Source organism: Gimesia algae (genome assembly GCF_007746795.1).
In the GTDB taxonomy this organism is placed as follows: Bacteria; Planctomycetota; Planctomycetia; order Planctomycetales; family Planctomycetaceae; genus Gimesia; species Gimesia algae.
The window spans coordinates 3,551,681-3,571,884 of the sequence record NZ_CP036343.1 but is presented as its reverse complement, the minus strand read 5'-3'; the positions used below and the strand labels follow the sequence as shown (position 1 = coordinate 3,571,884).

16 protein-coding genes are annotated in these 20,204 nt (G+C 52.4%); 12 read left to right on the top strand and 4 right to left on the bottom strand.

Annotated features, from left to right (window positions below):
- Positions 1-141 precede the first annotated feature (141 nt).
- The 11 genes from Pan161_RS13105 (at position 142) to Pan161_RS13055 (ending at position 12,388) form a co-directional block, all read left to right on the top strand.
- Positions 142-1,281: a hypothetical protein gene (locus Pan161_RS13105; protein WP_145227640.1), complete on the top strand. Its 1,140-nt coding sequence runs from the start codon at positions 142-144 to the stop codon at positions 1,279-1,281.
- Positions 1,278-2,846 (top strand): tetratricopeptide repeat protein, encoded by a 1,569-nt coding sequence (locus tag Pan161_RS13100; protein WP_145227638.1) that lies wholly within the window; start codon positions 1,278-1,280, stop codon positions 2,844-2,846. Before Pan161_RS13105 ends, Pan161_RS13100 begins: the two co-directional genes overlap by 4 nt.
- 200 nt (positions 2,847-3,046) lie before the next feature.
- Positions 3,047-4,390, top strand: a complete 1,344-nt coding sequence (locus Pan161_RS13095) for an MFS transporter (RefSeq protein ID WP_145227636.1) — start codon at positions 3,047-3,049, stop codon at positions 4,388-4,390.
- An 84-nt stretch (positions 4,391-4,474) separates the two neighbouring features.
- Positions 4,475-5,086: a pyridoxamine 5'-phosphate oxidase family protein gene (locus Pan161_RS13090; RefSeq protein WP_197995858.1), complete on the top strand. Its 612-nt coding sequence runs from the start codon at positions 4,475-4,477 to the stop codon at positions 5,084-5,086.
- Positions 5,087-5,147: 61 nt separating this feature from the next.
- On the top strand, positions 5,148-6,197 hold the full coding sequence (locus Pan161_RS13085) for a DUF1559 family PulG-like putative transporter (RefSeq protein ID WP_145227632.1): 1,050 nt from the start codon (positions 5,148-5,150) through the stop codon (positions 6,195-6,197).
- A 114-nt stretch (positions 6,198-6,311) separates the two neighbouring features.
- Positions 6,312-7,385 carry a DUF1559 family PulG-like putative transporter gene (locus Pan161_RS13080; protein WP_145227630.1) on the top strand — a complete coding sequence of 358 codons (1,074 nt, stop codon included), beginning with the start codon at positions 6,312-6,314 and terminating at the stop codon, positions 7,383-7,385.
- A 40-nt stretch (positions 7,386-7,425) separates the two neighbouring features.
- The gene (locus Pan161_RS13075) at positions 7,426-8,484 is read left to right on the top strand and encodes a DUF1559 family PulG-like putative transporter (RefSeq protein WP_145227628.1); all 1,059 of its coding nucleotides are present in this window, start codon (positions 7,426-7,428) and stop codon (positions 8,482-8,484) included.
- A gap of 112 nt (positions 8,485-8,596) precedes the next feature.
- Positions 8,597-9,253, top strand: a complete 657-nt coding sequence (locus tag Pan161_RS13070) for a hypothetical protein (protein WP_145227626.1) — start codon at positions 8,597-8,599, stop codon at positions 9,251-9,253.
- Positions 9,254-9,516: 263 nt separating this feature from the next.
- Positions 9,517-10,485, top strand: coding sequence for a tetratricopeptide repeat protein (locus Pan161_RS13065; RefSeq protein ID WP_145227624.1), 969 nt, complete (start codon positions 9,517-9,519; stop codon positions 10,483-10,485).
- Positions 10,485-11,513 carry an RluA family pseudouridine synthase gene (locus tag Pan161_RS13060; RefSeq protein WP_145227622.1) on the top strand — a complete coding sequence of 343 codons (1,029 nt, stop codon included), beginning with the start codon at positions 10,485-10,487 and terminating at the stop codon, positions 11,511-11,513. Before Pan161_RS13065 ends, Pan161_RS13060 begins: the two co-directional genes overlap by 1 nt.
- A gap of 2 nt (positions 11,514-11,515) precedes the next feature.
- Positions 11,516-12,388 carry a fumarylacetoacetate hydrolase family protein gene (locus Pan161_RS13055; protein ID WP_232103723.1) on the top strand — a complete coding sequence of 291 codons (873 nt, stop codon included), beginning with the start codon at positions 11,516-11,518 and terminating at the stop codon, positions 12,386-12,388.
- Here the strand turns inward: Pan161_RS13055 and Pan161_RS13050 are convergent.
- Complete coding sequence (locus Pan161_RS13050; protein ID WP_145227618.1) at positions 12,357-13,277, bottom strand: carbohydrate kinase family protein; 921 nt, start codon at positions 13,275-13,277, stop codon at positions 12,357-12,359. The genes Pan161_RS13055 and Pan161_RS13050 overlap by 32 nt on opposite strands.
- A 36-nt stretch (positions 13,278-13,313) precedes the next feature.
- The gene (locus Pan161_RS13045) at positions 13,314-13,790 is read right to left on the bottom strand and encodes a GNAT family N-acetyltransferase (RefSeq protein ID WP_145227616.1); all 477 of its coding nucleotides are present in this window, start codon (positions 13,788-13,790) and stop codon (positions 13,314-13,316) included.
- Positions 13,791-13,940: 150 nt separating this feature from the next.
- Here Pan161_RS13045 and Pan161_RS13040 point away from each other — a divergent pair, with 150 nt between their 5' ends.
- The gene (locus Pan161_RS13040; protein WP_145227614.1) at positions 13,941-14,684 is read left to right on the top strand and encodes a HisA/HisF-related TIM barrel protein; all 744 of its coding nucleotides are present in this window, start codon (positions 13,941-13,943) and stop codon (positions 14,682-14,684) included.
- A gap of 7 nt (positions 14,685-14,691) precedes the next feature.
- Here Pan161_RS13040 and Pan161_RS13035 read toward each other — a convergent pair whose 3' ends face one another.
- Both Pan161_RS13035 and amrS read right to left on the bottom strand, forming a co-directional pair.
- The gene (locus Pan161_RS13035) at positions 14,692-16,608 is read right to left on the bottom strand and encodes a redoxin domain-containing protein (RefSeq protein ID WP_145227612.1); all 1,917 of its coding nucleotides are present in this window, start codon (positions 16,606-16,608) and stop codon (positions 14,692-14,694) included.
- Positions 16,609-16,753: 145 nt separating this feature from the next.
- A complete protein-coding gene (gene amrS / locus Pan161_RS13030; protein WP_145227610.1) occupies positions 16,754-19,933 on the bottom strand; it encodes an AmmeMemoRadiSam system radical SAM enzyme in 3,180 nt (1,059 codons plus the stop codon).
- Positions 19,934-20,204 lie beyond the last annotated feature (271 nt).

Below are 20,204 nucleotides of genomic sequence, written 5' to 3'. Positions count from 1 at the left end.
TCCATTGCCTCCCCACTGGTGACACCTGTGACATCTGTAGTCAGGATGCCTATAATAGGACGGAGACTATTTCCCTGCGAAAGCCCAGGTTCAATTCGCTTCGGGTACTGCCTTACCTCATGCAAAAACGGTATCGTTTTTATGGCTGACTGGCTGAAAATTCCTTCGAAAAACAAACGTCGCGAGGAGGATATTCCCGAGCCATACGAAATCGTTTGTGTCTGTGGGGTCAGCCTGTCGGGTTATCGGCGGAAAGGCCCTTATCGACATGCCTGTCAGCAGTGCTCGGAAGCGTATTTCATCCTTCCGAGGAATTCGTATCCGGCACCCAAAGCCCGCAAAAAAAAGAAGCAGCTCCCCCGACAGCAACAGCTCTCCGATTTCATTTTGAATTCTGCCTTTGTGACTCGGTTTCGAGAGCGGCGTAAGCAGAAGCAGGAGACGCGGAAATCCGCGGACAAACAAACGGCGGCAGAGACTAAACCCGAAATCTCTCCTTTTGAACTGCCGGCGCCCCGGGTCCGTTTGATAACACCTTTCCGGGGAATCCTGGCGGGTATCATGCTGATTGTGGGGCTGACCGGATACGGAATTCTGCACAGCCGCAATATGGAGCAGGCCAGCGAGACACTCAAGGCAGCCACCCAGACCGGGGAAGAGATGCTGGAGCAGGAAGACCTGATCGCCGCTAACGATGCCTATCAGGAGGCATTCCAGGCGCTAGCCGTTCTGGGGCGTACCGATCCTGCTGCCAACGAAATCCGCCAGACGTCACGTGAACTGCTGGCAATGAATACTCAGGCGGTTTCACCTCTGTTTGAAATGGCCGAAGAAGCCGTCGTTCAAATCAAACAGTCGGGAGTCGACAGCTGGAAAACTCTGTTTGATGTGCGCTATGCAGATACCTGGATGATCTTTGAAGCGACGCTCCTGCCCGTCAATACGCAAGCGGAAACAGAGCATTCCCGGTATCGATTGAATCTGCCCGTGCTGCTGGATGAATACACGCTTTACCTGGAACTGACTTCACCGGCGTTTGAAAAATATCTGGAAACGCATCAGGGGCAGCCCGTCATTTTTGCGGCTCAAATTGCCGGCTTTCATCAGGATGCCAGTCGTCCCGATACCGGCATTATCGAGTTAAATGGCGAAACCGCTTTTCTCTGGTCGCATCTGAAACTTTACAAACTGCTCGGCATTGAGTTCGATGAGTTTCAAACCCGCGAGCAGGTCCAAAAGATCCTGAATCAACAAACCCGCTATCTGGGGCTGACAGAATGAGGAACACAGAAAAGTACCTGCGATGCTTAATCCTGTTGCTGGCTTTGCTCGGCGTTCAGACTGTTTCCCGTGCCGCCGACCGCAGCATTCAGAATTTTGTCAGCCAGCGCGAAAAATGGGATAAGCTGCTTGGAGTCCCCCAGACGCTGGAAGGCAGGATCTCCACTTTCAATTCGCTGTCCCTGCGATTTCGCAACTGCCCGATCCCTTTTTATTATGCCGGCAAGACTCCGAAGCTGGATAACTCCGTGCAAAATGTGGAAGTCACCGGACAACTGGCGCGAGAGAATGGTCGCATCCTGTTCAAGATTACCAACCTGAAAAAAATGCCGGACGACATGGAGTATTTCGTCACGGAAGAATCCAAAATTGATCTGACCGATCCGCGCGAATGGTATTCCCTGGGAGACTGGGCCAGCAACCGGGCAGAATTTTATAACGATGACGAACTGAAAAAAAAGGCACAGGAAGCGTATCGCAAGGGAGTGAAAGCGGAGTATAACCAGCTGATCGTCAAGCAACCGGAAACCCTGCTTAAGCTGGCTAACCGTGTTCGCGAATACAAGCTGAATCCACAATTCTCTCGGGAACTGGAGCACGAGGCACTGGTACTCGAATGGAAAGAACTGCAGAAACAACCCCAGGCGGATGAGAAGCCGCTGCTCAGTCAGATTCTGAAATTCTTCCCGACCGCGAAAACACCTCAAGACAAAGATAATCCCCCGGAACGCCAGCAGTACCTGAAAAATCAGAACGAGGTTTTTCAGAAGTCAGACGAGGTAAAACAAAACCGATTAATGCGCTGGTTCTATGCTGAGATCGTGCTCAACAGCATTCTGAAAAACCTGGCGAAAGGGGGGAGCAACGGTTTTGAAATTGCGGCGGCCATTGCCAAAGAACTTCCGGAACGGACTGATCTGGTTCAGAATTATCAGAATATGCAGCTCGATTTCGATTTTAATCGTGTTGACGAATTACCACGACAGTATCTGCTTGATCTGTCCCAGGAATTTCAGAGGCGGGGAAATAAAGACAAAGCCAGGCAGACGCTGGTAAACTGGATTGAATCCCGCCGTAAAAAACTGGATCCTAACGATGCAGATGGCCGTGTGCGGCTGGCCCGTGATCTGATAGAGCTGACCGACGATAAAGAGACCGCTGCCAAAGTGTTGTTGCGCGCCTGGGAATTGAATCCCAAATCGACGGAAGCATCCATCCTGCTGGCAAGACTGGGATTCATGTTGCAGAAAGATCATTGGCTTAACCCGCAAGAAGTCAAAGAGTTTCGGGATGACCCCATTCGCAAAGCGATTCGAAACGGGACTGTGGTCGCAGGGATGAACCGGGATCAGGTGAAAAAAGTACTGGGGGCACCCAGCCAGATTGGCCGGAGTATCTCGGGCGGGAAAATCAACGAACTTTGGATTTATGGGGAAGCCAGTAATCAGTCACTGGTGATTCAACTCTCCCGCAAACGTCGTTCTGATGAATTGACGGTGGTCCGGATTCGGAACGCACAGATATCCCCGGCTCCCCTGCCGGAAGCAGCCGATACGGTTGAATAGCCGCCGGTACAAAAACAAGATATGACGCTGAGATGAAATTCAGTTCATATTCCACAGTTTGAATCAATCAACATTGTCAGAATTCCGGTCAGCCACTATGGTTTAGCTCGATTTCACCTGTGTGATCATACTCTAATCAGTGAGCGACTCCCCGCGGGAGCTTCTCCAGCTTTATTGCCCCTCTGCAAGGATTGTAAGTGGTGTCTGAAACGGAATTGAAGACAGAAGAGCTACCTCCCCTGTATCAGGACTCTTCATTCTGGGGCATGACAGTCACTCAGTTCTGGGGTGCCTTCAACGACAATCTGTATAAACAACTGGTATTGCTGTTTTGTGCGCAGCAGGCACTCCAGCTGCAGACAGATGATCGACAGGGGACCGCGCTCGCCGTATTTGCGTTGCCGTTCGTGTTCTTCTCCGGACTGGGGGGCTGGTATGCGGACCGTCATACCAAGCGAACGATTGTCATTGCCTGCAAGGTTGCCGAAATCATCATTGCGCTGCTGGCAATGGCCGCTTTTTTCACGGGAGAATTATTGCCGCTGCTGATTGTACTGGGATTACTCAGCACACAGAGCGCGATCTTTGGCCCCGCGAAATATGGTATTCTCCCTGAAATGCTTCGCGATGATGATCTGCCTCAGGCCAACGGCATCATTCAGATGACGACCTTCATCGCCATTATTTTTGGAATGGCGTCGGCGGGTTTCGTCAAACAGGCCTATCCCGATCAACTCTGGAAGACCAGTTATTTCTGTATCGGCATCGCGGTCATCGGCACCATCGCCTCGTTCTGGGTTCGTCGAACCCCGGTGGCTCATCCCGGTTTGCCTTTCAGCCGCTCGGCTCTGGGCATCGATACCGAAACCCGCGGGCTGCTGCGAAACGATCGCCGGCTGTTATCGGTGCTGCTGATTTCTTCGGTGTTCTGGTTCGTCGGAGGCATTGTACAACCTCTGGTGAACATTTTTGGCATCGGTCAACTCCACATCAGCGAAAGTCGCACCAGTCTGATGGCGGCCTGCATGGGCGTGGGAATTTCACTCGGCTGTATTGTGGCGGGCCGCGCGTCGCGGAAGCGGGTGAACTTCAAGCTGGTGACGATCGGTGCCTGGGGACTGGTAGCCTGCCTGGCGGCGATGGCGGGCTTTGGCTGGTGGGCAACTCCCGAAGCAGGCGAAACTCTGCCGAAAGCCGATGTCTCCCTCTGGGCATCATTTATCCCCCTCACTACAACCGAGTGGCTCGCGCGGGGCATACTCACGTTGCTGGGTTTCTTTGCCGGACTGTTTGTCGTACCACTGCAGGTGGAACTGCAGACACGCCCCCCCAAATCGCTGAAGGGGCGGATGATTGGCGCGATGAATTTAATCAACTGGATTGGTATCGTGCTTTCCGCGTTGTTTTTTGGCCTCTTTACCTGGGGCTTTAATGCCCTCAACTGGCCGATGAGTAATGTCTTTCTGTTCCTGGCGGCGGTCGTCCTGCCGATTGCTATCCTGTATCATCCGAAAGATGAGATATTATCTCACGATCGCCCCTGAAGTTTTCAAACTTTCACTTGACCCTTCGCCTGCATGGTTAAGAATGAAGAGAGTGACTCTTACTGTTTTGAAGACTGGACCGTGATGACAAGAGAATTTGAGTTTAACCCTGCCAACGTCAACACGATTCTTTCTCAGACCTGGCGGCATCTGCAGGCTGCGATAGAGACAGAGACGCATGCCTGGCGACTGGGAACGCTGGCCACCGCTTCTGAAGGGCGCCCCCGTGTTCGCACGGTTGTGTTACGGGAGATTCAGCCGGAACGCCGGGAACTGATCTGCTATACCGATCGACGATCCGATAAGGTCAGTGAACTTGAACAGACTCCCTGGATGGAATGGATGGCCTACGATTCCCTCACGCGCGTGCAGATTCGCCTGCGCGGCGAAGCGACCGTGCATACGAGTGATGACGTCTCGGCCGACCATTGGGAAAAGAGCAGCCCCGAACATCGACGCGGCTATATCACAGTGGCAGAGCCGGGGACCAGAAGTGAAACCCCCGAACCAAATCTGCCCGACTATCTGTTTGACCGTCTTCCCAATGATGAAGAAGCGCAACTGGGGTACGAAAATTTTGCCGTCATCGTTTGCCGCATTGATCATCTCGACTGGCTGCAACTCCGCCGCAACGGTCACCTGGCGGCTCAGTTTCTCTGGACCGACAAATGGGAAGGCCACTGGAAATTTGCCTGAGAGTCTGCTCAAATAGTAGATCTGTTTTGAGTGTAACATATCTCTTTCAGGAAAAATTCTCATGTCCTGGCAACGCTGGATTTCCATCAGTCTGGTTCTGGGCATGTTGCTGCTGGCATTCGGCTTAATTATGCCGGCGGTCTTCCAGGCTCGAGAGGCAGCACGCCGCAATACTGCCAAAAATAATTTCAAGCAGATTGGCCTGGCACTGTTTAATTATCACGAATCATATCGCTGCCTGCCGCCGGGTGGAACCATCCGCGAGGACGATGCCGCGATGCAGGGCTGGATCGCCATGATGATGCCGTTTCTCGATGCGAGTCCTTATTACAGCTGGCTGGATTTTAACGAGTCCTGGCAGAGTGCCGCGAACCGGTATGTGTTCGATCAGAGGTTACCCGTTGTTTTAATACCCGGCGTCGAACAGCATTATACCGATTCAGGATTTGGCGTGACGCAGATCATGGGAAATCCGAATCTCCTCCATCGCAACAGTGATGTGACCATTAAAGAAATGACAAACGGCACTTCATTTACCTGGCTCGCTGGCGAAGTGACCGGTGATTTTCAACCCTGGAGTTACCCGTTCAACTGGCGACCGCTGGGTACAAAACTATGTCAGGGGCCAGCCAGCTATGGACGCCCCGAATGGGGAGGCGGGCATCTGCTGTTTGCGGACGGGCATATCAAATTCTTCACGGACGCCACTTCATCTCGAATGCTGCAGCGCTACGATGCGGCACCCCCCGTTGCGACGAAAGGAGAGACTGCCGTACCGAAAAAAGTTTTTCAGACAGGCGATTATCGCTGGGACCGCATCGATCTGCAGTCCGATCCTGAAGCGCGGGATGAATATTTTGTATATCGTCTCAGCAGTTCTGCGAACGTTTTACTCAAGCTCAATGTATACAGCCAGATTTTGTTGACAGAAGAAGAACAGAAGCAGCCTAAATCTTATCTGAAAGGTCCCCGGTTTCTACTGGAGATCGATCCCACCACTGACATTGCAGCCGCACTCAAGGCAACTCCCCTGGTCGATGCCACATCTCCTGAACAGCTGGCAGCGAATGTGAAAACGCTGCAGGCACTGCAAAAACAGTTGCAGAAATAAACTCAGCCCGACAAGGGGATTGTATCTCCCTTGCTTCAGGCATTATGATGGTCATAGAGAGAAGTGTGAAAACTTCAATGGTCCCCGAGTATCCCGGCGGGAGGATCTGAAAACATGACCAGACAACGTTGGTTGGAACTGGGGGTCGTTGCGGGCATCATGATACTGTTGCTCGCCCTACTGGTACCGGCGGTGCATCGGGCCCGCGAACAGGCTCGCAAGTCCTCATCAAAGAATAACCTGAAGCAGATCGGTCTGGCGCTGCACAATTATCATGAAACGTTTTTGTGCTTCCCGCCCGGAGGAACTATCCGCGAGGATGGTTTAGCCATGCAGGGCTGGATGATCATGCTCATGCCCTTTCTCGACGCCAGTCCATATTACAATATGGTTGATTCTTCTCTACCCTGGAACAGCCCGGAGAATTTTCCGGTTTGTGGACTGTCGAAACCCGTTTATCAGATTCCTGAAACGGATATGGGGCGGACCAGCGCTGGTCACGGCGTGACTTTTTATCTGGGAAATCCGAATCTGCTGCACCGTAACAGTTCAATTCAACTCAAGCAGATCAGAGCAGAGATCGCACATAACTGGCTGGCTGGTGAAGTCGCTGGGAAATATCAGCCGTGGGCTTACCCCTTCAACTGGCGACCACTGGGAACAAAGCTCTGCGATGGACCAGACAGCTTCGGCCACTCCGCCTGGGATGGGGCAAATATTTTACTTACTGATGGCAGAGTGTCTTACTTTTCAAAGCAGACTTCACCCGAAGTTCTTAAGCGAATGGCAGAGTTGCCTCCCGACGCAACTGGAGAACAGGTCCATGTTCCTGACCGTACGTTTAACATCGGCGATTACTACTGGGAAAGCATTAATCTGGATTCTAATCCCGAAGGAATCAATCAATATATTGTCAAAGTGCTAAGAGACCCGTCCGGGAGGCTCTTGTCGATGAATGTCTGCTTTAAGTTTATTGTAAGACCCGGAGAAACTGCCGAATATAAGGGAAAGGGAGCAGTGTTTGAGTTTTTGGCACACATCAGCCCGAAGACAGACATCGCCTCCTTGCTCAAATCCACCATACTCGTGGAAGAGACAACATCGCAGCAGATGGAAGCAAATGTGAAACTACTGCAGAGCCTGCAGAGTCGGTTGCCCAAAATAAAACCTGACCATCAGGGAATCTGAGCGACCTTGATCAAAGCCATGTGAGGTGGGAGATATTAAAATGCAGCGCTGGATTTCGATTGGCGTCGTGTTGGTGTTGATTGTCCTGGTGATCAGCCTGTTGTTGCCGGCGGTACACCAGTCACGCGAAGCGGCCCGCAAGTCGGTCTCCAAGAACAACCTGAAGCAGATCGGTCTGGCGGTGCTCAATTATGAAGATGCGCATCGATGTATGCCTTCCGGCGGAGTCATCCGTGAAGATGGAACAGCGATGCAGGGCTGGTTGACGATGTTTCTGCCTTTCATGGACGCCAGTCCGGATTATAACAGGATCAATATGCACACAGCCTGGTACAGTCCCGCCAATCTTGATGTGACAGAAACAATCCGTCCAGCCTACCTGAATCCAGATGCCAGGGCGAATTACACGAGCACCGGTTTTGGGCTCACTCATTACCAGGGAAACCCGCATCTGTTCTGTCGAAACAGCAGTGTCACTTTCGACCAGATGGAGATGGGCACCGCTCATACCTGGGTGGCAGGGGAAGTGGCGGGGAATTATCAACCGTGGGCTTACCCTTTCAACTGGCGGCCTCTGGGAAAACAACTGTGTACTGGGCCGGAGAGTTTCGGCTACCCGAACTGGAAAGGGGGGCATCTACTGTTCGCGGATGGTAGTGTCTCCTTTTTCTCTGACCAGACCTCGCAGGAGATTCTGAATCAATTTGTCAGTGCCCCTCCCGTTCCTGCTCTGGAACAGATGATGATTCCCGACAAACAGTTTGAAACAGGCATATTTGATTGGAAATATATGCCGCTCCAGACAGATCAGCACAGTGATCGCTCTTATTTTGTGAAACTGTTCGAAATCAGCGATGAGCAGCCGATACTGATCCAGCTTTTCAGGAGCAACCACAGAGAGCTTCAGGAAGAAGAGAAGCAACTGGTGGACATGGAAGAAATAAGAACGTTTTCTGTGCCCCGGTTGCTGTTACGGATCGACAAGACCACGGATATTTCTCAGGCTTTGAAAACCAGTTCCCTGTCAGAAGATGCTAGCCCCGCTCAAATGAAGGTCATTCTCAATCGGCTGCAGGCACTGCAGGAACAGTTGCCGTAAGATGGAGTCCTGCTGGCAGGCCACGTTTAAGCCTTGTGATTTGTCAGCCAGGTTGTTCCACTATGGTGCGATAAGTCTGTCTTGTTTATACGAAGTTTGAGATCCGGGAAGCATGAATCACGAATCAGAGGCAGCATCAAATTCAGAGTTGAGCTCCGGTGAGCAATGGCTCCGGCATGCGCCGTATTCGTTGAAGCAGACCAGGCGGGGACTCAATCTGGTGATTTATGGCGGGGTGCTTGTCTTTCTGGCGGCGGTCGGTGTGCTGTATTTTCTGTTTGGTACCGAGTTGCAGTCGCTATTCATGAACGTACTGCCTGTGATGGCGTTCGCTGGAAATCTGATCATCTTCGGCGGTACCATTTTATGTCTGTCGATACCGGAGCAGGCTGGTGTCCGTAGATTGCTGATCGGGGCGGCAGTCGGTTTTTTCGCCAAAGTGATTTTTTCAGGCACCATTTTTTTTGATACCGAAGTGCTCAACCTGCCTGTGGCGCTGTTTCTGAAGCTGGCTGGGAATGTTGGTTTGATGCTGTTTGCCCTGGCTCTGCGGAAATTCCTGTTCTATCTCAATCGCCCGGACCAGATGTGGAAAGTGTATTGCCTGCTGGGATCGGTGGTGCTGTTTCTGATAGGATCATGGTGTCTGGAACTGGTAACGGACCTGGGACTGGTGGAACTCAGATTAATTACCATTTACTCAGTGATGCTGGTGGGATTCTTCCTGTATCCCTGTTTCACATTCAGCCTGAAGAAAGTACTACGGTAAATCTGGACACAAGCTGATTCGAATCGTCCCTGAGCTGGCACCCTGAGACTGAGATTGTCTTGCCTGTGCATTTCTATGCTGTTTTTGCCTGAATTTAGCCTTCAGGGATCGAAAATCTGCATTTCTTTACACTGAAACCGGCCAGAGTCGGGGGATCAGCTTGACGCATAAATTCAGGGGCAATATACTCGCGCGATGGACTTGTTTATCTCGTTGTGAGAGAATGAGTTTCGGACTATTCATATTTACTGCGAGAGACTCTGATGAAGAGCGAACATAGACACGAACTGCAAACCAATGACCTGGGGAAACTGGTACATCAGGCAGAACCATATCTCGAAACCTATGGCGTCAAAGCCCTGGTGATCGGTGGGGTTTTGCTGGTGCTGGTGATCGGTTATTCTGCCTGGAAAACCAGCCAGACCTCGCAGGAAGCGGAAGCCTGGACCCGACTGGCTGCCGCCAATTCGACCGAAGATTTCGAAAATGTCTATGATGAATTCCCCGGCACGAACGTCGCCGACTGGGCGATGATCCATGCTGCCGAAAGTCATCTGCAGTCGGGAGTGCGAAACTCCTTTACTGATCGCAGTGCCGGTACTCGCGATTTGAATGATGCCAAAGAACAGTTCCAGAAACTGCTCGATTCGTCTTCCACCAAACCCGAAATTCGGGAACGGGCGCTGTTTGGAATGGCACGGACCGAAGAGTCGATGTCGGACGGCGATCTGGCAAACGCGACTGAACTTTACAAAAAACTGATCCAGGAATTTCCCGATTCTATCTTCCGTAAACTGGCCGAACAACGTGTGAAACCCGTGGATGGCGAAAAAGTCGCCGCCCTCGAAGAGGAAGGCACGAAGAACTTTTACAAATGGTTCCACGAACAGTCACCCAAACCCGGTGATCGTCAACGCCCCGGATTCAATATGCCTCTACCAGGCATGACTCCAGGCGGTGCAGGCGGTGATGCCAAAGAAGAACTGCCCGGGCTTCCCGATCTGCCAGGTCTCCCAAGTCTTCCCGGGCTGCCTGAACCTTTGACGAATTCTCCGCAGACTGACGACACAAAAACGGACACACCGAAACCAGAGGCTCCTGTGAAGGAAGCACCTGCGAAAGCAGAACCCAAGTCTGCAGACAAGCCGGCTACTCCTGCAGAGCCTGCGAAGAAAACCGAAGCTCCCGCTGAAAAGCCGAGTCCGGAACCAGCGACCGAAAAGAAACCATAATGTCCGACGAACTTTCGTCACCACCGCCAGAACTCTCCAGCGAGCCCATTGAAATTACGGTTGAGGCTCGCGCTCATGGCTGGCGAATCGACCACTATCTGTGCCGCCTGTATCCCAATTACACCCGCGTTCTGTTTCAGACCGCGATCAAGCAGGAAGCCGTGCTGGTCAATGGTCTGCCTGTCAAAGCGGCGCGGCGGATGCGTGTGAATGATCGCGTCTCGGTCCGACTACCCGAGTTGCCCGATAATCGACTGCCTCCTGAAGATATCCCCATCGATATCGTGTACGAAGATGACTGGATTGCTGTCATCAACAAGCCTTCGGATATGATCGTGCATCCGGGCAAGGGAAATTACGCGGGGACTCTGGCGGGCGCGTTGCAGCATCATTTCGATAAATTGAGTGATGTCGCCGGCCAGTATCGTCCGGGCATCGTCCATCGGCTCGACCGGAATACAAGTGGAATCATGGTCGTCGCCAAGGATAATCAGGTGCATGCGAAGCTGAGCGCCCAGTTTGAAAAACGCGAAGTGCAGAAAGAATATCGGGCCATCGTCTGGGGACGCATGGAGTTTGATACCGATTTCATCGATACCTTTATGTGTGTGCATCCCCGGGCACGGGAAAAGATGATCGTCTGCGATGAAGGGGGCAATGCCCGCAACGCGTTCACATATTACGAAGTCATTGAACGCTACCAGGCCTTCACCTATGTTTGCCTTAAGCCACGCACCGGGCGGACGCATCAGCTGCGGGTACACATGCAGCATATCGGTCATTCGATTGTCGCTGATCGCGTTTATGGCGGCCACAAGTCTTTAAAAATGAAAAGCCTCGGGATCCAGGCTGAAGCAGATGCGGCTGAACGGGAGAATGACGTCTTGATCGAACGTCAGGCCCTTCATGCGTATTGTTTGGAATTTTTCCATCCGCAGAGTGGAAAACCGATGAAATTTGAGGCACCATTACCTGAAGACATGCAAAACACACTCGCCGCGTTAGACCAGTACCAGAAGGAAGTATGAAGATGAAACTCGCTAAAGTTTTATTGTCAAACGGGGAACGACATATCGCTATCGTGGAAGCGAATGGAGTTCAGCTTCTGGATCTGTCACAGGTAGAAAACTGTCACCGCATGACCGATATTCTGCACGCTCCCGATCCGATTGGACTGGCGAAGTTTCTGATTGATACTGAATTGCCTCCCGTCCCTTTTAATCAACTGGAGTTTCTGGCGCCCATCGATCACCAGGAAGTCTGGGCGGCGGGCGTGACTTATAAACGCAGCCAGGTCGCGCGGATGGAAGAATCGGAAGCGGCTGCCTCGCATTACGATCAGGTTTACACCGCGGATCGACCCGAGCTGTTTTTCAAAGCAACTCCCAACCGGGTCTGTGGACCGAATCAGCCTGTCCGTGTGCGTTTTGACAGTCAGTGGTCTGTGCCTGAGCCTGAATTGGCACTGGTTGTCTCTCCCGATCTACGACTGGTCGGATACACGATCGGCAATGATATGTCGGCGCGGGATATTGAAGGGGAAAACCCACTCTATCTGCCTCAGGCCAAATTTTACAAACAGTGTTGTGGGCTCGGACCTTGTATCCTGCTGCATGAACAGCCCCTGGATCGAGAAGCGACGCAGATTCAACTCACCATCGAACGCGAAGGTGAAGAAGTCTTTCGCGGCGATACGTCCATCGCGGAGATGGCACGCGGACTGGAAGACCTGATTGGCTGGCTGGGGAAAGAAAATGATTTCCCCAGTGGCGTGATCTTATTAACGGGAACCGGAGTTGTGCCCCCCGATGAATTCACACTGGAAGATCGTGACATCGTCTCGATCGAGATCAGTGGGATTGGAACGCTCATCAATCCCATCGTGAAAGACGCAGCTCCTTAGTTTGCAGTACTGCGTTGATTTCAGCCAGCGTCGGTAAAGCGTCCCGGTTTCCCAGACGCTCGCATTTCAGAGCCGCTGTGATACTGGCAAATTTCAAAGTCCGCTCCACAGGCCAGTCTTCCAGAATGCCATACAGCAGCGCGCCGGAGAATACGTCTCCTGCGCCAGTCGTATCCAGCGAAAGGACGGGCAACGCTGCACAATGCAGACGCGTGGATTCCGTAAACAGCCAGGCACCGTTGACGCCATCGGTAATCGTGACCAGTTCGGGTCCCTGTTGTAATAATTCCTGTCCTGCGGCGTGGATATCGTCGGTATCGAGATATTCGGTAATAAATCGTCGCGGGCAGTTCATCACGTTGAGGTAAGGAATCAGCTCTTCCATTCCCGGTTTCAGCGATCCTGCATCCAGGCAGACCTTTGCGCCCGATTGTTGCGCAACCTGTGCGGCGCGCAGACAGGTGGCTTGCGGCCAGCCATCCAGGTGAACCGCGCGTGCCTGTTGCAGAATCGATTCATCGAGATCAACGGGTTGCAGCCAGTGTTCGGGACGATAGCAGGCAATCGTACGGGTACTGGCACTTTCATCGATCCAGACCTGCGCATATCCGGAGCGAGTGCCGGGCAGTTGACGGCTGCCTGAGAGATCCAGATTTTCTGCAGCGAGTTCTTCCGCGATCAGTGGCCCGTACTGGTCGTCGCCCCAACTGCCGATAAACGCACACTGTTTCCCCAGGCGACTCAATAGTACCTGGGCTGTTGGTACCGGTCCACCAATCTGATACGCGTCACTAATGATGTTGGTTTTGGCATCCTGGGCCGGATGATGCGACAGCAGAACCAGATGGTCTACCACGACAGTTCCCAGGCCGACGACATCGAAATTCATATCAGACGTTTTTCATTCAAGCGGGATCGCTGCTGGTTACAGTTTCTTTTCCCAGAACAGGGCGTGCCCCATCTCAGGCGTCAGTTCATAGCCGGAAAAGCCGAGACGGGCATAGACGGCTTGAGCACGCTGATTTCCCTGCAGGACTTCCAGAGTGAGTTTACAGCATCCCCGTATTTTCGCAATGCTTTCCACGTGCGCAAACAGTTGACCGGCGATACCCTGTCCGCGAAAGTCTGGGGAAACATAGACATCGTGAATATTCATTAATGGCTTGCAGGCAAACGTCGAGAAACCTTCGATACAGGTCATCAGGCCAATCGGTGTCTCATCTGCGAATGCCAATAGCACACTGGCATCCGGGCGTGCAAGCAAAGCAGCCGCCAGATTGTGCTGCACATCAGCCGGTAAAGCGGTGCCGCCTCCCTCGGGACTGCAGGCATAACTGTTTAACAGTGAAACCAGGGCGCTGGCATGTTCCGGGTTCGTCAGGTCTGCTTCGAGAATCTGCATGGTCGTTTCAATTCGGTCGAGAATCAGGTAATGTGATCTGTAGATGATCCATTTTTTGTTTGGGAACTGTTATTGTAAACAGAGTTCGGGGCACAAGGGAGTCATCCTGTTCAAAGTCTGTTTAACCAGGCATGCTGCTGAGAGTCTGTTATGAAAATTATACCGGTCCTGGATATTCTGAATCAAACCGTCGTTCGCGGCGTAGGCGGACAGCGCGACACTTATCGACCCATTCAAAGCGGTCTGACTCGTTCCAGTCAACCCCTTGATATTGCGCAGGCATTGAAAGAAGAGTTTGGCTTCAGTGAATTTTATGTTGCGGATCTGGATGCGATTCTGCAACAAATGCTCAATTTGAACCTGTATCAGAGTCTGCTCGAAGCCGGTTTTACGTTTCTGCTCGATTGTGGATTGCACTCGGCTGCTGACAGTTTATCTTTATCTAAGCTGAAAGGTATCACGATCGTAGCCGGTTTGGAAACGTTGGATTCGCCACAGGAATTGAAGAAGCTGGTGCAATACTGGGGTGCTGCATCAAGCGTCTTCAGCCTTGATCTCAAGCAGGGAAAGCCTGTATGCAACAGTTCGTCAGACAATCCCTATGCCGTGATTGAAGATCCGCTGGAGATTGCTGAATTGAGCATGCAGCAGGGCGTGAATCAGATGATTCTGCTGGACCTGTCCCATGTGGGTACCGGTTTGGGAACCGGGACGGAGACCCTCTGTCGCACGTTACGCAGCCGTCACCCCGAATTGAAACTGATTACCGGCGGCGGCATCCACAGCAGAGATGATCTACTGGCCCAGGCAGAGCAGGGGGCAGACGCCGTACTGGTGGCGTCTGCGCTGCATGATGGCCGACTACAGAGAGACACAGTTCTCTCCCTGTCCTGAAATTCTGTTACTGCTGCAATAAGCCCGGCAGAGATTTCTTCAGGTCCGCCACAGTGGCACTGCGGTTGACCACTTTACCTGATTTATCGACAAGGAACATTGTCGGCAGTGAAATCACGCCGAAGTCACGAGCGGGCGCACTTTCCAGGCCGCCTTCTTCATGGATATGAGCCCAGGCAATCTTGTGCTGTTTGATGTAGGCTTCTGCCTGTTCGGGAGTCGCATCGAGGTTGATTCCCAGCACGTCAAATCCCTGGCTGTGGTATTTGTTATACAGTTCCTGAATCTGAGGCAGATCCTCGGTACAGGGTTTACACCAGCTTGACCAGAAAATCACCAGCAGTGCTTTACCCCGATATTGCTTGGCATCGATACTGCCTCCGGTCAATGAATTACCAGAGAGTTCCAGTTCAGTACCTGACAGATTCATACGTCGCAGGGCTCCCGCACCACGTGTGCCTGCTTCCGATTTGCCATGGCTTTCGACCAGCTTGGTGTACCATTTTTTTGATTCCGCAACTTTACCACTGAATTCCTGTGTGACTGCCAGTTGCAACATCGCTTCTGCAGAGTCGTCTGAGTTGGGATATTTCTTGATGAAATCTTCCAACTGCCCCAGCCACCAGGTCTGTACATCGCGGAGTTTTTCACTTTGTGTCGACTGCAGCTGCGTACTGTAATCTGCCAGTAATGTGCGGTAAGTCACATAGGCGATCAGATCCTGGTCCTGAGATTTTTTCTGAACCTGATCTCGAATGGCCTGCAACTGCTTAAGTCCATCCTTGTAGCCCACTGTCTGCACGGCGGCTGCGAGTCCGTCGACCATTTGTCGGGTCCACTGGGATCGGTCATCTTCATTTTTCGCAGCAGCGATCAGCTTTTCGATAATCGCAACCCGTTCGGTATTGTAGCGGGCGACCGCCTGTGGTCCCTGGTCCGGAGTCGGACCGTTCTGATCCAGTTTCTGTAATTCATCCAGCAGTCCCTGCATCTCTTTGGAGAGACCGACTGTGGAATTGGTTGGTAACGTATTCGTGCCTGCGACCGGCTGCATCAGAATCCCGCCTTCGGTCACCTGAATGGATTCGCCTTCAATCGGCAGTGGGACCTGTGTCAGTCGCCAGGCATTGCCCACGCGAATCAGTTCGCCAAACTGGATCAGTCCGCTTTTTCCTTTGGTATCGACGATCGCCATTACATTTTCGAAGACGTGCAGATCTTTGTTCGTTTTAATATCGTCTGCAGGAATCAGGCCCGGCATGGAACCATCAAAGCGGACCCAGACGGTGTCCGGTGTGATCATTTTGGTTTTCGAAAGCATCGTCGTGATATCTTTCGCGGCGCTATTTACCGATTCGCGGATCTTGTCAGCGAAGGGATTCTGAATCCCGGCGTCGGCCAGTTCCGCTTCCGTGATCATCAGTGTTTTGAACGCCTTGGTATCATTCTTCGCTAATGCGTTCATGGCGACGCGTGTGACTTCTTCTGCGGAAATCATTTTCCATTCATCGATCACGCCATCTTCATTGACATCAATACCCCAGCGGGTTCCGGCGAGATTCATCCACCGTGAAGCATCCACTTTATTATTATAGTTGGCATCGATATCGCGATAGACTTCCAGACCGCGATTGAAGTAACGCCATTGATCGACCACATTGTCGCCGTTGGTATCAACGAAGCGTCTGAGCACTTGACCATTCGGGCCGTAGACAATCCAGCCGGAACTCTTTTTGCTCTGCTCGACTTCAACTTTGCAGCGACCATATTCCGCTTTTTCGGGGATTTCAATGTCGACGTCTTCCTGGATCGGTTTGAACGTCAACGCCAGTTCCACCGAGGGCGCATCAGCCGCCAGCAAAGAATGAGAAAACAGAATGAGGTTAGCGAATACTGTTAAAAAAGAGATTCGACCAATAGACATATCACGGGACTCCGATTCCGCTGGCACGCATACTTCAATGTTTAAAAACGACAGAGTCGGGATTTTAATAGAAAACCGGTGAATTGGTCACCATCAATTTCTGTAATTCCCGGCAAACCCCTCAGTTAGTGGCGGAGTTTGTATTTCAGTTGATCAACAGGCCGGCATAGCCGACCACTCGGGATGAATCGCCGGTCACCTCACCCGACGTGGCGTACCCCACTTGTTCTATCTGGTTCAATTTGCCCAGTTTTCGCAGCGTTTTCATGACCATTACTGCAGGCAGGACGCCACACATGGAAATATGGTGCTCGCGAACCGTTTCCAGCAGGCCATCGGGGTCAAGCGATCGCATTTTCTCCAGTGCCAGTTCGTCCAGTCGGCGATTTTCCGTATCAGTGGCAAAATGATTCATGTCACTCGAAATCAATAACAGCGGCGGTTCTGCCATCCCCTGAATGACGCGCGCCAGCCCCTCAGCAAACTCCTCGCAGCGTGGCAGATTACCACTGCCAATCACAATCCCGACGACTTTTGACTGGGGTGCCAGACGTTGTATGAGCGGAAGCTCTACTTCAATGGCATGTTCGCTGCGATGTGCGGCGGCATCCAGTTCCAGTCCCGGGATCTGTTCCACAAGCTGTTGTGCCAGCCCTCGATCGGAATCCAGATTACCGTTGGGAAGCTGCCAGACCTGATGTGGTGTGACCGCCCAGTCGACACCCTCGCGAGTGTGCTTGGGGCCAATGACGATAATCGTGGACGGGAATTGGATACGCTTCAGGACGCTGGCCGCGATTTTGCCTGAGTATTTCCAGCCCGCATGGGGCACCATGGCTGCAGCCCAGGATTGAGCCTCGACTGTTTCAGTGAACAGATCATCCAGCTGAGCGGTCATCCTGGCGGGGTCAGCGGGATAAAAAGTTCCTGCGACGCCCGCCGGTCTGATTTCCGTCCCGAGTTCGGCACGGGGGCGGTTCACAATCTGAAAACGGGATGTTATGGTCTGCACAGCCAGACTGAGAACCTGTGCAGTTTCCGGCTGAGCACTACAAAGGGCCTGCTGCGCCTGTTCCAGCAGACTGGAAGCGTCCTGATCACGATCGTAACACCAGGCTGATTTCTGTCCGTCAATTAATAGCAGACTGCGTTGCTGGAATACAAATTCCTGCAAATCATTCTGAGACAGTGTGCCATGCATGGCCGGGTCAGAAGCCAGTACCAGTTTAATCTGGAACTCTCCGGATTTCAGATTGAGTCTGGCGATAATCTGTGCCAGTTGCTGACAGAGTGAAAAAACAGTGGATTGCATGGGGAATGTCTGCTTCAAGGTCCACTTTGAAAGAATCAGTTCCTCTTCGGTGTCCGTCCGCGTCAACAGCAGTGCGACTCCCTGCAGATTTGTATCGGAGACTGCATCGCAATAATAGGAGGGCACCTGACCTTTGAGTAAGGCGTCGACAGTCGACTGAATGTATTGCAGATACTGGGCAAATTCGCGTGGCCCCAGGATGGCCTGCGCCTGCTCCTCAGTAGAGAGATCGACAAGCTCTGCGAATCTGGCAGCACTTGAGATTCCCTGAAACCGCAATAAAGTAGTGCCCGGGTCTTTCCAGGCAGTCGGTGGAAGTCCCGCTTTGATACAGGTTTGATTCAGAAATTCTTCCGCGTCCCAGCCATGATCGAGGGGCACTCCAGGCAGCAGTAATCCACTGTGACCATCGGCGCGAATCTGCAGGCCATGCTGTCCGACAATGACGGCAGCAACGCGGTCGGCTCCCTGTTCGGGGACTGTTTCCAGCCCGGACAGCAACCAGACTTCCAGATCAAGATGAGCCAGTTCACTCGGAGAAATGGGAGGGAAGCGGGGGTCATCTTTCGCCGCGCGGACCGCTGCCTGCTGTAAAGCCTGAGCGAGGGGAAGTGGCTGACCAAAGCTGCCACAACAGGATCGCAGTTGCCCCTGACGTTTCAGGCTGACAAAGGCCCCACTGACGGTTCTGTTCTGGAGGTCTCCCAGGGGGACCTCCACAGGCCTGTTTCGGCTGGCCGTACCAGCAACGATGGCAGCCGCCTGTTGCAGAAGTGCCTGCTCCTGATCAGTGCTGAGTTCCATGACCTGCGGTGTCTGGTTGGTCTGCATTGTCGAAGGACCTTTCTGAGGGACGCTATTGCTTGATCGCGAAAGAGTGCTGTTTTTTAAGGCGGCCTGGATATCAACGGGCAGTCTTTTCTGGCCCCAGTTGCCCGGTTTGTCACTGAAATGGCCCGCAATTTCCGCATCACAATAACCACAGTGATTGCTCTGCAACGCGTATTTTCCCAGCTGGTACCAGTTGCGCTCGATGAGTGTCTGCTGACATTCCGGGCAATAGGTGCTTTGCCGGGCAACATCATTGACATTTCCAGTGTAAACATATTTGAGACCGGCGGCGATCGCAATCTCGCGGGCGCGGACCAGTGTTTCCGGTGGTGTGCCCCCGCGATCGCGCATGCGGAAATCAGGATGGAAGGCAGAGAAATGCAGCGGGACATCGGGGCCGATTTCGTTCAGGATCCAGTCGCACATCTGTTGGAATTCGCTGTCGTTATCGTTCGCCTCGGGAATCACCAGATTCGTGATTTCAAACCAGACGTCCGTTTCCTGTTTCAGCCATTTGAGGGTATCGAGGACCGGCTGTAAATGTGAGAGGGTGATGCGATAGTAAAATTCTTCGGTAAACGCTTTCAGATCAATATTCGCAGCGTCAATGTGCTCGAAGAAATCCGCCCGCGCCTGTTCGGTAATATAGCCGGCTGTGACTGCGACGGTTTTGATTCCACGAGCATGGCAGGCCTTGGATGTTTCAATCGCGTATTCCGACCAGATGATTGGATCGTTGTATGTGAACGCGACACTCTGGCAGCCCAACTGGGCCGCGACTTCGGCTATTTCATCTGGCAGGGCCCGGGCGCTTAAGCGTTCGATTTCTCTCGATTTGGAGATATCCCAGTTCTGGCAAAACTTACAGCCTAGATTACAGCCCGCGGTCCCGAAGGACAGCACACTGGAACCGGGATAAAAATGGTTCAATGGCTTTTTCTCGATGGGATCAACACAGAAGCCGGTACTGCGGCCAAAGGTGGTCAATGCCATCTCACCGCCTATGTTCTGGCGGACAAAACAGAATCCACGGTCATTTTCTGACAGCGCGCAGGCGCGCGGACAGAGATCGCAGATGATTTTCTCACCTTCCGTATGCCACCAGCGTGCGGGGTAAAGCCCCTGATCCAGATCGGACTGATCTGCTGTCGGCGTGAGTATGGGTAGCGTTTTGTCTGCCATGGCTCTAACAAAAGTATAATCGGATAAGTCGATATCACCGTGTCAGGGGATAACAAGGAAGGGAGCCCTGACCTTCAGAATAATTTATTCACAAGGACAGGGCCAATAGTAAGTTCCAACTTTTAGACTTTTGAGGCGATGAGAACCACCTCTCCTCGCAAGTCGGCAGGATTCGTCCGTAAAAGTCGTCTCAACAGGTAAAGGTGCCTGTTGTTGTATTTTCTGGCTCAAGTCAGGTATTATCACAGCTCGTTGATCAACTGCCATGTCT